General features: G+C 62.6%; 13 protein-coding genes. 6 read left to right on the top strand and 7 right to left on the bottom strand.

The features are described from left to right. Positions 1–430 precede the first annotated feature (430 nt). A complete protein-coding gene (locus IB277_RS35805; RefSeq protein ID WP_034803387.1) occupies positions 431–1,102 on the bottom strand; it encodes an FkbM family methyltransferase in 672 nt (223 codons plus the stop codon). Positions 1,103–1,338: 236 nt separating this feature from the next. Continuing rightward, positions 1,339–2,433, bottom strand: a complete 1,095-nt coding sequence (locus IB277_RS35800) for a LacI family DNA-binding transcriptional regulator (protein WP_060521185.1) — start codon at positions 2,431–2,433, stop codon at positions 1,339–1,341. A gap of 274 nt (positions 2,434–2,707) precedes the next feature. Here IB277_RS35800 and IB277_RS35795 point away from each other — a divergent pair, with 274 nt between their 5' ends. From IB277_RS35795 to IB277_RS35775, 5 genes are all read left to right on the top strand, one after another. Then, a complete protein-coding gene (locus IB277_RS35795; protein ID WP_192373069.1) occupies positions 2,708–3,688 on the top strand; it encodes an ABC transporter substrate-binding protein in 981 nt (326 codons plus the stop codon). Between the two features lie 148 nt (positions 3,689–3,836). Continuing rightward, entirely contained in the window at positions 3,837–5,351 is a 1,515-nt protein-coding gene (locus tag IB277_RS35790) for a sugar ABC transporter ATP-binding protein (RefSeq protein WP_060521186.1), read from the top strand. Between the two features lies 1 nt (position 5,352). Next, entirely contained in the window at positions 5,353–6,363 is a 1,011-nt protein-coding gene (locus IB277_RS35785; RefSeq protein WP_034803379.1) for an ABC transporter permease, read from the top strand. Between the two features lie 11 nt (positions 6,364–6,374). Further along, complete coding sequence (locus IB277_RS35780) at positions 6,375–7,358, top strand: ABC transporter permease (RefSeq protein ID WP_034803377.1); 984 nt, start codon at positions 6,375–6,377, stop codon at positions 7,356–7,358. A gap of 521 nt (positions 7,359–7,879) precedes the next feature. After that, positions 7,880–8,530, top strand: a complete 651-nt coding sequence (locus IB277_RS35775) for a glutathione S-transferase family protein (protein ID WP_034803369.1) — start codon at positions 7,880–7,882, stop codon at positions 8,528–8,530. A 27-nt stretch (positions 8,531–8,557) separates the two neighbouring features. Here IB277_RS35775 and IB277_RS35770 read toward each other — a convergent pair whose 3' ends face one another. The 5 genes from IB277_RS35770 to IB277_RS35750 all read right to left on the bottom strand — a co-directional run bounded on the left by IB277_RS35770 (position 8,558) and on the right by IB277_RS35750 (position 14,327). Further along, on the bottom strand, positions 8,558–11,710 hold the full coding sequence (locus IB277_RS35770) for an efflux RND transporter permease subunit (RefSeq protein ID WP_192373067.1): 3,153 nt from the start codon (positions 11,708–11,710) through the stop codon (positions 8,558–8,560). Between the two features lie 28 nt (positions 11,711–11,738). Beyond that, the gene (locus IB277_RS35765) at positions 11,739–12,839 is read right to left on the bottom strand and encodes an efflux RND transporter periplasmic adaptor subunit (RefSeq protein WP_371813766.1); all 1,101 of its coding nucleotides are present in this window, start codon (positions 12,837–12,839) and stop codon (positions 11,739–11,741) included. Between the two features lie 258 nt (positions 12,840–13,097). After that, positions 13,098–13,571, bottom strand: coding sequence for an SRPBCC family protein (locus IB277_RS35760; protein WP_192373065.1), 474 nt, complete (start codon positions 13,569–13,571; stop codon positions 13,098–13,100). Then, a complete protein-coding gene (locus tag IB277_RS35755; RefSeq protein ID WP_060529874.1) occupies positions 13,564–14,079 on the bottom strand; it encodes an SgcJ/EcaC family oxidoreductase in 516 nt (171 codons plus the stop codon). The genes IB277_RS35760 and IB277_RS35755 overlap by 8 nt, the downstream gene beginning before the upstream one ends. Beyond that, positions 14,079–14,327 carry a hypothetical protein gene (locus IB277_RS35750; protein WP_060529873.1) on the bottom strand — a complete coding sequence of 83 codons (249 nt, stop codon included), beginning with the start codon at positions 14,325–14,327 and terminating at the stop codon, positions 14,079–14,081. Before IB277_RS35750 ends, IB277_RS35755 begins: the two co-directional genes overlap by 1 nt. 95 nt (positions 14,328–14,422) lie before the next feature. On the opposite strand from IB277_RS35750, the gene IB277_RS35745 reads away from it, so the two are divergent. Then, complete coding sequence (locus IB277_RS35745) at positions 14,423–15,361, top strand: LysR family transcriptional regulator (protein ID WP_113136078.1); 939 nt, start codon at positions 14,423–14,425, stop codon at positions 15,359–15,361. Positions 15,362–15,483 lie beyond the last annotated feature (122 nt).

The raw sequence follows: 15,483 nt of genomic DNA, 5'->3' as shown, positions 1-15,483 counted from the left end.
CGCCCCCGCTCCGCCCTTTCAACCCGGACCAGCCGGTCGGATCGGGGGCTGACTGGCAGAGCAAGCCGGCGGGCAGTGTCGCATTTCTAAATGGCTGGCGACGTCGCAGCCCTATTCAGCTTTGACAGAACTTGTAGCCAGGTACATTCTAATTTGAAGTGCGACAGTTGGGCCAGTTAGAGATGCGACAGTCTCGCCTCTCGGCTCACTGGTCAAAGCCGTGCCCCTTCGACGCGCCGGCCGAGCGCGACCATGTACCTAACTGCGCGGAGCATGACGACGAGAAACGAGCCCCCGGCTTCGCCCCTCAAACCAAGACTCGACGTTCGCGCGGGACTTCGACCGGAAGCACCTCCCGGGTGCCATGGATGTGGCAAGATCGCCACCAAGTACCCAAGCGCAACCAGGTGAGAGCGACGATCCACCTGCTCTAGTGCCAATCCAGGCAGACGTTCGTGATCTTCTCCCGTTCGATCCGCAAGCGCAGCGCACCGATCCGGGCGGCTAACTCTTCCGAGAAGAATTCATGGGTTTCCACCAGGATCAAGTCGATCTGACGCTCGAGGCGTTCCGCGAGCAGGGCTTCGAGGACTTCAGCCTCGTAACCTTCAATGTCGAGTTTGAGGATGCGCACGCGCTCCGGCAAACCACGAATGTATTCAGCCAGGTTGGCGATCTCCACCTGAGCAACGGGTGCCGTCGTGTGAACGTCGCGACGCATCAAGGAGGAGGCAATCGTCTCCTTGATGTTGCCATCGGCAAGCGCCTCGGTCTGATAGAATGGCGCAAAGCCGGCGGCCGCCCCGACAGCCTTCTGCTCGATGACTAGTCGCGGCTCGTTCGGGAAGCGCGCTTTGAGGACCGCAAGTGCAGTCGGATCCGGCTCAAACGCAATTACCTTCATTCCCTTGGCCAGGAAATAGCCGCTGACATCACCCACGTTGGCGCCGCAATCAAGCACCAGTGCACCCCTTGGCAGTCTGCGCACGGCCGTCCGCATTTTCAGCAGGGCACCCTTGAAGGCATCTCCCTGCTTGCCCCTGCGCTTTCGATAGAGATGCCAGCGCAACCACGAAACCCAGTAGGCTTCCTTCTCAAACATCAATAACCAATCCCAATACCGCGATTGCAGTCTGCTGGACGCAGACTCACGGACCGCCGAAAATCACGGCGGCCGGATAACACACGTAACCGTTGTGTACAAACGAGCGTTTTTATGGCGGTCGTGCTGATGACACACGTTGAGCAAGGGATCCGAAGTATCTAGATTACCGGCGTCGGCGTCACGGCCTCGCGCGCGCCGCGGCGGGGCAAGGGAGGGAGCGCTGCTGGCGGCGTTTATCGAGCGTTCTTTGAAGCTCTGGCTGCGGACAGGAGAGCGGTGGTATCGCGAACCACCAGCGGTCCGTCGACTTTTATTGTCATCGGCCGCATGTGTTTTCCGTGGATCGCCATGTCGATCAGAAGTTCGGCCGCCTTCTGGCCCATTTCATAGTTCGGCAGCACGAGGGTCGAGAGCGGCGGATGGGTGTAGCGCGCCAGTTCCTGGTCGTCATAGCCCATCACCGAGAGATCGGTGGGCACCCGCAAGCCCTTTTCCTGGGCCGCCTCCATGACGCCGATCGCCATCAGGTCATTGCCGCAGAAAATGGCTGTCGGCGGGTTGGGCATGGAGAGCAGGTCCAGCCCGGCCTCGTAGCCGCGGAGCGGCAGCCAGTCGCCATCGCGCACAAGCGTTTCGTCGAAGGCGATGTCGGCTGAGGCAAGCGCCTGCTTGTAGCCTTTTAGCCTATCCATGGCGGCGTCCATCCAGCACTCGCCGTTGATGAAGCCGATGCGCTTGTGGCCGAGCGCCGTCAGATGCGCTGTGGCGGCGAAACCGCCGGCGACCTCCCCCGGCACGATCGCCACATGCTGGCGCGGCTCGCAGTAACAATTGAGAAGCACGGTCGGCAGCGGCGCCAACGCCCCGGGAACGGCAACCTTGCGGGTGAAGATCGTCGCGTAAATGACGCCGGCGATGGAGGGGTCGCGCAGGACCGACCGCAGAACCGCTTCCTCGAGTTCCGGGTTCGATCGGGTGACATGCGCCGAGACCAGCATGCCTTGCTCGAAAGCATAATCGCGAATGCCGTCGAGGCTGACGACCGGGTGCGGGCTGGTGGAGATTTCATCGACGATGAAGGCGATTGTGTCCTTCTCTACCGCCGGCGCCGCTGCAACCGGACCTCGGGTCGCTGGCAGTTTATAACCGATTTTATGAGCAGCCTCGCGCACCTTCTGCTGCGTTTCGGGCGAGATGCGCGAGCCCGACATCTCGTTCAGCACCAGGGAAACGCTTGACTGGGAAACGCCGGCTATCCTGGCGACATCCGTCATGGTTGGGCGTCCTTCCCCCTTTTTCTCCAGATTTCGCCCGTTTCCCTTGGCCATGTGTGCTCCCCTACCCTACAGCACCGCGCGTCTAGGAGACGTGCAAAGGTCGCTGTAGCACTTTGAATTTCTGCATGTTTTTCCCCTTCAATCGGAGACGATTAAAGGAAACATGCAGTTGAGCGTGCATTGCACCGCACGCGGGCTTTTGCAAGTGCTCATAAATTTTGGCCTTGACTGCTAATATTATTAGCGCAAGATTTGGAGATGTGAAGCGCAAAAACGCTCACGTCCGGTAGAGGAGCACCGGCCAATCTGGGAGGAGAACCCGATTATGACCACGATTTCCCGTCGTACCTTCATGCTGGCGGCAACGGCCGTCGGCGCGCTCGCCCTTGCGGGTGTCGCGATCGCCGAAGTGCCGAAGCTCGAGCAGAAGGACAAATACAAGGTCGGCTTCGCGCAGACCGAATCCAACAATCCCTGGCGCATCGCCCAGACGAACAGCATGAAGACCGAAGCGGAAAAGCTCGGCTTCCAGCTCGTCTATACGGATGCCGCCGGTTCCGCCGCCAAGCAGGTCGCCGACGTCAACTCGATGATCGCTCAAGGCGTCGATGTGATCTTTCTCGCGCCGCGCGAAGAAAAGCCGCTGATCCCCGCCGTCATGGCCGCGAAAAAGGCGGGCATTCCAGTGATCCTGCTCGATCGCTCGGTCGATCCGTCGTTGGCCAAGGCCGGCGAGGACTATCTGACCTTCATCGGCTCGAACTTCGTCGAAGAAGGCAAGCGCGTTGCCGAATGGCTGGTAAAGAACGCCAACGGCAAGTCGAAGATCATCGAGCTCGAAGGCACGACCGGGTCGTCGCCCGCCAACGACCGCAAGAAGGGCTTTGACGAGGCGATCAAAGCGGCCGGCGGTTTCGAGATCGTCGCCTCACAGACCGGCGATTTCGCCCGTGACAAAGGGCGCCAGGTGGCAGAAGCCCTGCTCCAGGCCCATCCGGATGCGGACGTGATCTACGCCCACAACGACGAAATGGCGATCGGCGCGATCGCGGCACTCGAAGCGGCCGGCAAGGTGCCGGGCAAGGACGTCCTGGTGCTGTCGATCGATGGCGGCAAGGAGGCCGTGCAGGCGGTTGTCGACGGCAAGATCGCAGCCGTCGTCGAGTGCAACCCGCGCTTCGGGCCGAAGGCGTTTGAGACGATGATGCGCTACGCCAAGGGCGAAAAGATCGACCCGATGATCATCAACGACGACAAGTTCTACGACGCCTCCAACGCGGCCGCCGAACTCGCCAACGCCTATTGATCCAATCTCCCGAGCCTCCACGGCCGGGACGGCGCAACCGTCTCGGCCGTCTTTTTGACGGCAGCATGACCTTCAGCCCGTTCAAGTGTAGGCTGATGACGCCCACCCCCAAATGGGGCGGCGGATGGCGAAGATAGGGAGGAGACCCATGCTTCTGTCCATGCAGGGCATTTCCAAAGCGTTCGCCGGCGTGCCGGCACTGAAATCCGCCTCGCTCGAGGTCGAACCGGCGGAGGTCATGGCGCTTGTCGGCCAGAACGGCGCCGGCAAGTCGACGCTCATCAAGATCCTGACCGGCGTCTATCGCCGGGACGAAGGCAGCATCGCCTACGACGGTCGGGATGTCGATTTCTCGATGCCGGCTGAGGCGCAGGCCGCCGGGATCGCGACGATCTACCAGGAAATCAATCTCGCCCCGCAGCGCTCGGTGGCGGAGAACATCTACCTCTCCCGCGAGCCGAAGCGGTTCGGCATGATCGATTATTCCGCCATGCGGCGCGGGGCCGAAGCGGTGCTCAAAACCTTCAACCTGACGATCGACGTCGACCGTCCCGTCGCGCATTTCGATGCGGCGACACGGCAGATGGTGGCGATCGCCCGCGCGGTGACGCAGAGCGCCCGGCTCGTCATCATGGACGAACCGACCTCCTCGCTCGACGAGCGCGAGGTCGCCATCCTCTTCGATACGATCCGCACGCTGAAACGCTCCGGCGTCGCCGTCATCTTCATCGGCCACCGGCTCGACGAACTCTATGAGATCTGCGACCGCGTGACGATCATGCGCGATGGTCAGACGGTCGCCAAGAGCCCGATGGCGGACATGCCGAAAATGGCGCTGGTGCGCCACATGCTCGGCAAGGAGCTTGCCGCCTTTCAGGCCATGGCACCGGAGAAGGACGCGCCGGTGCGGCCCGTCCGCCTCGAACTCGACAAGGCGGGCGCCGGCGTGCGCGTGCGCGACGTCAGCCTTGCTGTGCGAGAGGGCGAGATCTCCGGCCTTGCCGGACTGCTCGGCTCCGGCCGCACCGAAACGGCGCGCTTGATCTTCGGCGCCGATAGGATGGAGCGCGGCACGATCCGCATGGAGGGACAGGGACGCAGCTATCGCGAACCGGCGGATGCGATCGCTGATGGGATCGGCCTCGTGTCCGAGGACCGGAAGATCGATGGCATCGTGCCCGACATGAGCATCCGCGAAAACATGACGCTCGCCTTGCTGCCAAAGCTGAAGAAAGCCGGTATCGTCGACCGCGCGCGCCAGGATGAGATCGTCAGCCGCTACATCCGGGCGCTTGGCGTCAAATGTGCCTCCCCCGATCAGCCGATCAAGGAGCTTTCCGGCGGCAACCAACAGAAGGTGCTGCTCGCCCGCTGGCTTGCCACAGACCCGCGGGTCCTCATCGTAGATGAGCCGACGCGCGGCATCGACATCGGCGCCAAATCGGAAATCCTCAAACTCCTGCGCAGTCTCGCCGACGAGGGTTTGAGCGTGCTGATGATTTCGTCTGAACTCGAAGAACTGCTTGCCGCCGCCGACCGCGTGACGGTCCTGAGCGACGGTACTTCCGTCGCGACGCTGTCGCGCAAGGACTTGAGCGAGACGGCGCTGCTTGCCGCCATGGCCCACCAGGAAGTCCACCAGGAAGCCCACCAGGAAGAATGACATGACGACGATCGAGACCCCTGCCCCGCAGCCGTCGGGAACCCTTTCGTCCGGAAACAGGCTTTTGACGCTCGCCAGCCGCTACGGCACCTTCGTCGCCTTCCTGGCGCTGATCCTCTTCAACGTCGCCGTCACGCCGAACTTCCTGTCCTTGCAGACGCTGAACGTGAACCTCACCCAGGTTGCGACAATCGTCATCGTCGCGACCGGAATGACGCTCGTTATTGCCACCGGCGGCATCGACCTCTCCGTCGGTTCGTTGATGGCAATTGCCGGCGCACTGGCGCCGATGATCTTCATGGGCCAGTTCTGGCCGGTGGAAAACATGGCGCTCGCGGTGGCTCTTGCCTTCCTCTTGCCGATCGCCGCCGCTGCCCTCTTCGGCCTCTTCAACGGTTTCCTCGTCACCCGCTTTTCGATCCAGCCGATCATCGCCACGCTTGTGCTGTTCATCGCCGGCCGTGGCATCGCCCAGGTGATGACCAACGGCAACCTGCAGGTCTTCAAGAATGAAGGCTTCCAGTTCATCGCACTCGGTCGCATCGCCGGCGTTCCGGCCCAGGTCCTGCTGATGATCGTCATCGTCGCAGCGGCTTTCGCGATGATCCGCTACACCGTCATCGGCCGACAGATCATCGCCGTCGGTGGCAACGAGAAGGCCGCCCGCCTGACCGGCATACCGGTGAAACGGGTCAAGCTCTTCGTCTACATGATAAGCGGCGCGCTTGCCGGTGTGGCCGGTCTCATCGTCGTTGCCCGCAACTCTGCAAGCGATGCCAACCTTGTCGGCCTCGGCATGGAGCTCGATGCGATCGCCGCGGTTGCTGTCGGCGGGACGCTACTGACGGGCGGACGGGCCAATATCGTCGGCACGGTACTCGGCGCCCTCGTGATCCAGCTGGTGCGTTACACCCTGCTTGCCAATGGCGTTCCGGATGCGGCAGCGCTCATCGTCAAGGCCGGGCTGATTGTTACCGCCGTCTTCATCCAGCAGCGCGCCAGCAAACATTAGAGGCAACCACGATGCAACCGATCCTCCGCCTCTTCCTGGTCAAGAACTCCGGCGACCTTGCCCGGTTCGGCGTCATCCTGGCGCTTGCCGGTCTCATCCTCTTCGGGGCGCTGCGCTATGAAAACTTCCTGTCGCCCTATAACATCCTGAGCTTCCTGCGCTACAACTCGATGTTCGCGCTGATCGCGCTCGGCATGGCCTTTGTCATCATCACCGGCGGCATCGACCTGTCGGTCGGCGGCACGGCGGCGATGGCAAGCGTGGTGGCAGCCCTGTTATCCCCCTATCATTGGGCGGCGGGGCTTGCGGGCGGCATGGCGGCAGGCCTTGCCGTCGGCGCGCTCAACGGCTTCATCATTACGAAGATGCGGATCCAGCCCTTCATCGCCACACTCGCGACGATGCTCGCCGCCTATGGCACCGGCCTTTTGTTAGCGGACAACCAGTCTGTCTCCGTCTCCTATGACACCGGTTTCACGGTGATCGGGCAGGACGATTTCCTGGGGTTCCCCATTCCCGCCTGGATCGCGCTTGCGGCCTATGTGCTCGGCTGGCTCGTGCTGCAAAAGCTCCCGATCGGACGGCATATCCTGGCGATCGGTGACGGCGAGGCGACGGCTGGCCTGATGGGCCTGAAGGTGGAGCGCGCGCTTGCCGGCGTCTATCTCGCCTCGGGCACGCTCGCCGGTCTTGCCGGCGTCATCCTCGCTTCCCAGTTCGGCGCGGGGCAACCGACGGAAGGCGTGGGCTGGGAACTCTTCGCGATCGCTTCCGTCGTCGTCGGCGGTACGCTGTTGACCGGAGGTTCCGGCTCAGTTGGTGCGACGCTTGCCGGCGCGCTGCTGCTTGCCATGGTCTTCAACATCCTGAACTTCGAAAACGGCCTCGGCTGGATCTCGCTTTCCGCCTACTGGCAGTCCGTTATCCGCGGCGCCTTCCTGCTCGTCGTGGTCGTGCTTCAGGCAAAGCTGATGGCACGGCATCGCAGCACCTAGACCCTCCATCGCGAACGGGGCGCGAACATCCACAGGACGAAACGGGGAAACCTACCCCTGGATTAGCCCTCGTGGAGCAGGAACAATGCATGACCGCTAAAGGTGCAAGCCCGCGCCAATAGGATTGCGCATCGCAGCGATAAACAGACAGCAAAAAAGGCCGGAGCGCGCTGGCTCCGGCCTTCTTTTCTTTTTCGCTCTCAAGGCTTCTGCCAGTACATCCATGGTCAAAAGGCGAAAGCGATACGCAATTGCCGGCATCAACTTCCATTGCGCTCGACAATAACGTTTATGACACTTTTATACTTCGCCACGGCTGTTGGAGCAAGCTGTCCATTCGGGCTAGTCTCGACGAGCAGTACGTCTTTTTGAAGCGAGCCGGCTGTTCTCCGACCGAGGAAGAGATCACTTTATCTGCCAGCATCATCGCGGTTTCCGCTTCCGGCGCCGAGCGGCGAAAATGAATGTCGGCATCCCGCTTGGCCAATCGTCTTCAGGACAGGCAAGCCGTGGAGGATAAGATGACGATCACGATTACCGCCTTTGAAAAATCGCCCGATCGCGGCCGAGGTCTCGCACGCGACATGCGCGTTCGCTGGGCGCTCGAAGAAGTGGGGCAGCCCTACGAGGTTCGCCTCGTTACCTTCAAGACGATGAAGGAACCTGCGCACATCGCGCTTCAGCCGTTCGGGCAGATCCCTACCTATCAGGACGGCGACCTTGCCCTGTTCGAAACCGGTGCCATCGTGTTTCATGTCGCGGAGCGTCATGCCGGCCTGCTTCCAAGTGACGCCGATGCCCGCGCACGGGCGATCACTTGGATGTTTGCCTCGCTTAACACCGTGGAGCCGCCGATCCTCGAGCGTGAAGCGACCACCTACGTGGAGCGGGACAAGGACTGGTATCACGAGCGCCTGCTGATGCTCGAAGATCGTATCCGAGTTCGGCTCGCCCAATTGTCCAGGCGGCTCGCGGAGGCCGACTGGCTCGATGGCGCCTTCAGTGCCGGCGACCTGCTGATGGTAACGGTGCTGCGCAGGCTGGAAAACTCAGGCTTGCTCGACGCGTATCCCAACCTCTCCGCCTACGTCGCGCGCGGCAAGGCGCGGCCGGCCTACAAGCGCGCCTTCGATGCGCAGCTTGCGGTCTTCACATCCGCCTCATCCGCCTGAGGGTAGCGTGATCCCGGAACGGGCGGGCTATCCGTGTCCCGGCTGATCGTCGACCGCAGTCGGTCGTTCGCCCCTGGTGATCTGCAGCCCCTGGCGAACCAGGCGGGAAGCGACCCGCATGAAATCTTCCATGTATAGATAGATGACAGGGGTCACGAAGAGGGTCACAAGCTGCGACACCAGCAGGCCGCCGACGACGGCGACCCCAAGCGGCTGGCGCAGTTCTGCGCTGGCGCCGCTGCCGATCGCGATCGGCAGCGTGCTCATGATCGCAGCAACCGAGGTCATCATGATCGGGCGGAAGCGCATGACACAAGCCTTATGGATGGCCTCGGCGGCCGGCGAACCGGCGCGCTGCAGCGTCAGCGCAACGTCGATCATCATGATGGCGTTCTTCTTGACGATACCGATCAGCATTAGCACGCCGACAATAGCGATGATCGAGAGGTCGAAACCGCCGAAATAGATGGCAAGCAACGCCCCGGATATGGCTGACGGCAGACCGGAAAGCACGGTCAATGGATGGATCAGGCTTTCATAGAGAATACCGAGCACGAGGTAGATCGTGAGGATAGCCGCCAGCACCAGCAGACCCTGGTTGGCGGCGGCGTCTTCGAATAACTGCGTGGTGCCGTAATTGCGGGTCGTCACCTCAGACGGCATGCCGATTTCTGCCTTGAGGCGGTCGATCTCCGCAAGGGCGTCACCGAGGGCGACCTTGGCCGGCAGGTTGAAGGAAAGCGTGACCGCTGGCAGCTGGCCGAGCTGGTTGACGGTGAGCGGTCCGGATACGGTCTCGACCCGGGCGAAGGCCCCGAGCGGAACAAGGCCGCCATTGGCACTGCCGACACGCAGTTCGTCGAACTTGTCGGCTGACCATTGCATCGAGGGATCGAGTTCCAGGATCACTTCGTAGCTGTCGCCCGCCGTGTAGATCGTCGAGATCTGCTCGGTACCGAAACTGCCATAGAGCGTGGTGCGCAGTTCGCTCGCGTTGACCCCGAGCGTTGCCGCCTTGTCGAGGTCGACCACGAGGCGTGTTTGTGGAGCGTTGATCTGAAGGTCGCTGTTGACGTCGGTAAAGAAGGTCCGATCCGCGCTCATCGCATCATGGAGCTTCTGCGCCCATTCGTTCATCAACGGCTGATCGAGGCTCTGGAGCACCAGCTGGTACTGGCTGGCCGACGCGCGCGATCCGACCGAGAGGTTCTGGACCGGCGACATGAAGGCCTGGATACCGGGGATCGCCGCCAGCTTCCGGCGCAAATCCGCAAGGACGGTTTCAAGCGGCGGACGCTCGGTCTTGGGCTTTAGCTCGACGAACAGCCGACCGGAGTTGAGCGCGCTCGACGCGCCGCCCGAGCCGATCGTGCTTGCCACATGGGCCACGTAGGGCGAACTGGCAAACGCCGCCTCCACATTGGACTGGAGCTTCGACATGGCGGCGAAGGAAATGTCCTGGCGTGCTTGGGTCGTAACCTGCAACTGGCCGATGTCCTCCTGCGGGAAGAACCCCTTCGGGATCGTGGCGATCTGGTAGCCCGTGATCGCGACGGTAAACAGGAAAAGCAGAAACACCAGCGCGCGCGCCTTTATGCAGAGCGATAGCAGCCGCTCATAGGCGCGCAGAAGCCCGTCGAAACCTCGTTCGAATACAAGATCCAGCTGCCGCAGCCAGCGCGCTTTCTCTGCTCCATCCGCCCTCGCCGGAAGCCGCGCTGCAAGCATCGGCGTCAGGGTAAGGGAAACGAAGGCGGAAGCGAGGATGGCAACGGTGACGACGATCGCAAATTCGTTGAGAATGCGGCCGATCACGCCGCCCATCAGCAAGACGGGAATGAAGACCGCGACGAGCGACAGCGAAATCGCGATGATCGTAAAGCCGATCTCACGCGAACCGATGAGCGCCGCCGAGAAAGCATCGATGCCGTCCTCTTCCATGTGCCGCACGATATTTTCCAGCATGACGATGGCGTCATCCACCACCAGCCCGACGGAAAGCGTGAGCGCCATCAGCGAGATATTGTCGATCGAAAAGCCAAGTGGATACATCGCCGCGAAGGTGGCGATGATCGAGATCGGAACGGCAAGCGCCGGAATAAGCGTCGCCCAGAGGCGGCGAACGAAGGCGAAGATGACGAGGATCACGAGGCCGACGGTGAGGATCAGGGTGAACTGGACGTCGTGCACCGCCCCGCGGATCGACGTGGACCGGTCGCTGAGCGTTTCGATCGAGGCTGCGGCTGGAAGCGACTGGCGAAGCGACGGCAGCAGCGCCTGCACCCGGTCGACGACTTCAACAGTATTTGCATCCGGCTGCCGCTGGATGGCCAGGATGATCGCCCGCGAACCGTCGTGCCAGCTTGCCGTCTGGTTGTTGGCAACGGAATCGATCACCGTCGCGACGTCACCGAGCCGCACGGGCCTGCCGTCGACGCTCTTGACGATAATATCCGCGAAACTGGCGGCATTCATGCGCTGCGTGTCCGCAACGATCGCCGCCTGACGATCGCTGGTCTGCGCGGTGCCGAGAGGCGAATTGTCGTTCGCCGCCGCAACCGCCGTCCTCAACTGGTCGACGGAAATGCCGCGCGCGGCAAGCGCGTCAGGATGCATCTGAAGGCGCACGGCATATTGCTGGCTGCCGAAGATGGACACTTCCGCCACCCCGTCGAGCACCGAAAGCGTCGGCGAAATCACCTGCTGCGCGATGGCGTCGAGGGCGGTGAGCGGCACCGTGCTGCTCTTCAGCGCCAGGAGCAAAACCGGTGCATCAGCCGGGTTGACCTTCCGGTAACTTGGCGGCGCCGGCATGTCCTGTGGCAGCAGCCTGAGCGTCCTGGTGATGGCTGCCTGCACGTCGGCGGCGGCGGCATCGATGTTGCGCCCGAGCACGAACTCGATTGAAATCGATGTCGAGCCGAGTGCATTCGTCGTCGAGATCGTGTCGATCCCGGCGATGGTGGCGAACTGCTTGATCAGTGGAATGGCGACCGACGTCGACATGGTCTCGGGCGAGGCGCCGGGCAACGAGGCAGAAACGTTGATGACCGGGAAATCCGTTCGCGGAAGCGCGGCAATCGGCAGGATTAGATAGCTGAAAACGCCTGCCAGGATGAGCGCGACCGATAACAATACGGTCGCGATCGGGCGGCGGATACTGAACTCGGACAGCGGCATTTCACGCACTCCCGAATGATGGCAAATCCTAATCCGCGGCCAGATCGGCCGCGCCTGCAGCGACAACGACATCACCCGACTTCAGCCGCGCCTGTCCTTCGATGATGACCCGGTCACCGGCGGCAAGGCCCGTGCCGATGGCGGCCTCCTTGCCGTCGTCGGCCAGCACGGACACGGCGCGGGTCTCGACCGTGTTGTCATCCTTCACATCAAAGACGAACGGGCCGTCCTGCCCGGGCTGGACCGCAACGCTCGGGATAACAGGCGCCTGATGCAGTTGCGCCTGATCGATATCGACATCCACGAACTGGCCCGGCCAGAGCTGCTGAGCGGTATTGGGGAAGGTCGCGCGCATGGCGATGGTGCCGGATGCGGTATCGACGGCAGAATCGATGAAATCGAGTACGCCTTGGCCGATCACTGTTTGCGTGCCGCTCGACCTGGCACGAACCGGTGGAGGCGTCCCGCGATCAATCAGATCCTTGAACGTCTGCAAGCGCTCTTCCGGCAGGCGGAACGTAACGTCGATCGGGTCGATCGCCGTGATCGTCACCAGATTGTTCGATGTCGCGCCCGATTGGCCGACAAGATCTCCGAGCGCGACCTGCACGGCGCCCAGGCGTCCACCGATCGGCGCGGTGATCTCGGTCAGGCTCAGCGCGACCTGATCGGCATCCACGGTGGCGCGATCGGCATCCAGGGTCCCCTGCGCCGCCTGCTGAAGCGAGAGAGCGGTGTCATAGCTTTGCTGGGTGCCGGTCTTGTCGTCGCGCAAGGTTTTGGCACGCTCGAGTTCCGTGTTGGCGTCGGCAAGCTGCGCGGTATCCTTGGCGACGATCGCCTGGTCACGGGCAAGCCCGGCCTTTATCGTGCGGTCGTCGAGCGTGAACAGCAGGTCGCCCGCCTTGACCATCTGCCCGTCCTTGATGTGGATGGCCGTGATCTGGCTCGCAATGCGCGCGCCCACTTCCACGGTATCGGGGGCCTGCACGTTGCCCAGGGCATGGACGACAACGGGAACATCTTTAAGCGTCACTGTCGCCGTCTGCACGGACACGGCGCCACGCTTGGTGCTGACGGCCGCGTTGGCTGGCAATTTCGCTTCGCTCGGCACGGGCTTGCGCGCCACCACGAACCCGACGGCGGCGATTGCGAGAAGAACGACGGCGATACGACACGTGACACTTGATCGGCTGAGCATCGGCGCCTCCCCAGACCTTGCTGTCGGCACGCGGCTATAGGTGGTGCCGACTATCGGAAGCTGGGCCTAAATGTGGCCGCTTCAATGGCGCAACACCCTGAAAAACAATTAAAAATTGTTCATCTTCGGGTGTCGCTCATCAGGTTTTGACGGCCATCGCTTCAGTGGTGACGGTTCCTCCGTCCGTCAGGCATCGGCCGGCGCGCGCTCGATTTCGTCGGCAAGCGCCTGAAACAATTCGCGAAACCCAACCTCACGTTCGCCCGGCTCGTTGAGACGATCGAGGAAAGCGGCCTGCTCGGTGTAGTTGAGGCGCGTTCCCTCGCCGTCGGCGGAAAATTCGAGGGTTCCGAGAGAAGCCGAAATCGGCGTTCCCGCCACGGTCATCGTGTAAGAGAAGACGATGCGCTTATTCGCAACGATCTCAAGATAGATCGTGTCGTTGCACATGACCGGGCCGTTTCCGAAGCGGAAGCGGCTGTGCTCGCGGCCGCCGACCTCGAAAGACGAGGTGAATTCGTCGACCGTCCACCCCTCCCCTTCGATGAACCAGCGTCGTTTGGTGGCGGGATCCGCAAAGGCATGGAAAACGGTCGCCGGTGTTGCGGCGTAGCTGCGGCAAATGACGAAGGTGGCGTGGCCGGCAGATCTTTCATTCATGCGCATGGGTCTCGCCGCTGGTTGCTTCATCCACCGCCCGCTGCTGGGCGGCGATCTTTTCGTTCTGGTGCGTGGTGTTCTGGGCGACAACGATCCTCCAGGCGCCATCGTGGCGTCGAAGAATATAGAGCGGCCGCCCCTCGTCCTCGCCCGGCCGGCGGTTGCCTTCGGCATCGACAGGAATTTGCCGCACGTTCACCGCGACGACATCCGCATGCAGGAAGGTGATGCGCTCGACGTCGTAGAGCGCCTGAAAATCGCGAAACAGGTTCGGGAGTACGGCGGCGGTGAAGGCATGGATTGCCGGCGCGCCGACGATTTGGCGCCCGAATGCGGTTGTCCACACGGCCTGTGGCGCCAGCAACGAGACGAAACCGTCGACGTCCCGGAGCCATTGGGTCTCTTCGACCCGGGCGACGAGCGCGAGAACGGCACTGACATCGCGGGCATCAGGTGACGATACGCCACGAGCTTGGCCGATTGCGGGAATGGGGCGCATGCGCGGCATCACGGCGTGCTCCCAACGGTGCGGTACCCGACCGCTAGAGCCTGGGCGACAGATCCGGAAACGTGGGTGCGAAATACCGGATCCACGCCAGGCCCTAGCAGCAGGAAAGCCTCGTCCGGCGGCCGGCCGGCGATAGAAGCTTCATCGACGTTGCACGGGACGGAAGAGGCGAAGATACGGACGGTGATGCGATCACAGTCGCATGCCTCCCGCGTGTCGGAGGTGTGATTGATGATCGGCCGTTCCATTGCCTGCTCCCTTGACCCGTGGGCGGAGCATTGCCCAATTCAAATGATCAATGTAATTGCTCAAATATCGATCACTTTGATCGGGATGGCCGATCATGCTGGATGCCTTGACGCTCGACCAGTTGCGCGTATTCGTCGCCGTCGTCGACCACGGTTCGTTCCGGGCGGCAGCGCGCGCGCTCGGGCGTGCCCAATCCGGCCTCAGCAGCGCCATCCTGAACCTCGAAACGGAACTGCGCCTGCCGCTGTTCGACCGCTCCCAGCACCGCCCCGAATTGACGAAGGCCGGAGCGACCTTGCTTGCAGAAGCCAGGACCTTGCTGATAAAGGCCGACGCGCTGCGGGCCAAGGCGAACGGCTTCAATCAGGGCATGGAATCGGCGCTGCGCGTGGCGCTCGACCCGCTGCTTCCTCTGCCGGATATCGCACGGGTCATCAGCGATTTTACCCGCGCCCATCCCGGCGTGCGGGTGGAGCTTGTGACGGCGCCGATGACGATGGCGTTGAGCCTGGTGCTCGACGGCGACTGCGACCTCGGCCTGACGGCGGCACAGGAAACGGACGCACATATCGAAAGCGAGGCGGTCGCAGCCTTTCCGGGCATGGTTCCGGTATGCGCCGGCGGTCATCCCCTCGCCGCACCCCGCGACGGAACCGTTGGCCTGACGACGGTCGACCTTGCCGACCATCTGCAGATCGTCGTTGCGGATCCTGCAGCCGATGCGCAGGCGGTGAGCTACGCAGTCTTCTCGCAGCAAACGCTGAGGGTCAGCGACCTTGCGACCAAACACGCCCTCATTCTTGCCGGGGCCGGGTGGGGTCATCTGCCGCTATGGCTGGTCGCGGCAGATCTTGGCGAAGGGCGGCTCTGCGAAGTGCCACTCGCGGCCCGCAACGGTCTCCCCGGCCCGCTTCTCCCCCTCTACACGATCCGCCGGATCGATCGGGTCCGCGGACCCGCAATGGAAAGCCTGTGCAGGCTCATGATTGCCCACTTCGGCGGTCAGCCGCAGGCCACATCGGCGCTCCCCTGATCGGGCCAGCAATACGCAGACGAGTTCGAGAAGGCAGCCAGGGGGTTGACGTCTGCGAGCGGAGCGTCTTCAGTTTGCCCCGAATAGGGTTGCCGCCTTGCAACGGGGCGGCCACGTCCCCA

This window comes from Ensifer sp. ENS07, from assembly GCF_014852185.1.
GTDB lineage: Bacteria > Pseudomonadota > Alphaproteobacteria > Rhizobiales > Rhizobiaceae > Ensifer > Ensifer adhaerens.
Note: the sequence above shows the minus strand (reverse complement) of the source record. Positions and strands in the feature narration are given on the sequence as shown.

What these genes read in the sequence shown, in the direction of transcription:
- IB277_RS35805 (WP_034803387.1), bottom strand. Translation starts at nt 1,102, where the DNA reads ATGTTTGAGAAGGAAGCCTACTGGGTTTCGTGGTTGCGCTGGCATCTC.
- IB277_RS35800 (WP_060521185.1), bottom strand. Translation starts at nt 2,433, where the DNA reads ATGGCCAAGGGAAACGGGCGAAATCTGGAGAAAAAGGGGGAAGGACGC.
- IB277_RS35795 (WP_192373069.1), top strand. Translation starts at nt 2,708, where the DNA reads ATGACCACGATTTCCCGTCGTACCTTCATGCTGGCGGCAACGGCCGTC.
- IB277_RS35790 (WP_060521186.1), top strand. Translation starts at nt 3,837, where the DNA reads ATGCTTCTGTCCATGCAGGGCATTTCCAAAGCGTTCGCCGGCGTGCCG.
- IB277_RS35785 (WP_034803379.1), top strand. Translation starts at nt 5,353, where the DNA reads ATGACGACGATCGAGACCCCTGCCCCGCAGCCGTCGGGAACCCTTTCG.
- IB277_RS35780 (WP_034803377.1), top strand. Translation starts at nt 6,375, where the DNA reads ATGCAACCGATCCTCCGCCTCTTCCTGGTCAAGAACTCCGGCGACCTT.
- IB277_RS35775 (WP_034803369.1), top strand. Translation starts at nt 7,880, where the DNA reads ATGACGATCACGATTACCGCCTTTGAAAAATCGCCCGATCGCGGCCGA.
- IB277_RS35770 (WP_192373067.1), bottom strand. Translation starts at nt 11,710, where the DNA reads ATGCCGCTGTCCGAGTTCAGTATCCGCCGCCCGATCGCGACCGTATTG.
- IB277_RS35760 (WP_192373065.1), bottom strand. Translation starts at nt 13,571, where the DNA reads ATGAATGAAAGATCTGCCGGCCACGCCACCTTCGTCATTTGCCGCAGC.
- IB277_RS35755 (WP_060529874.1), bottom strand. Translation starts at nt 14,079, where the DNA reads ATGCCGCGCATGCGCCCCATTCCCGCAATCGGCCAAGCTCGTGGCGTA.
- IB277_RS35750 (WP_060529873.1), bottom strand. Translation starts at nt 14,327, where the DNA reads ATGGAACGGCCGATCATCAATCACACCTCCGACACGCGGGAGGCATGC.
- IB277_RS35745 (WP_113136078.1), top strand. Translation starts at nt 14,423, where the DNA reads ATGCTGGATGCCTTGACGCTCGACCAGTTGCGCGTATTCGTCGCCGTC.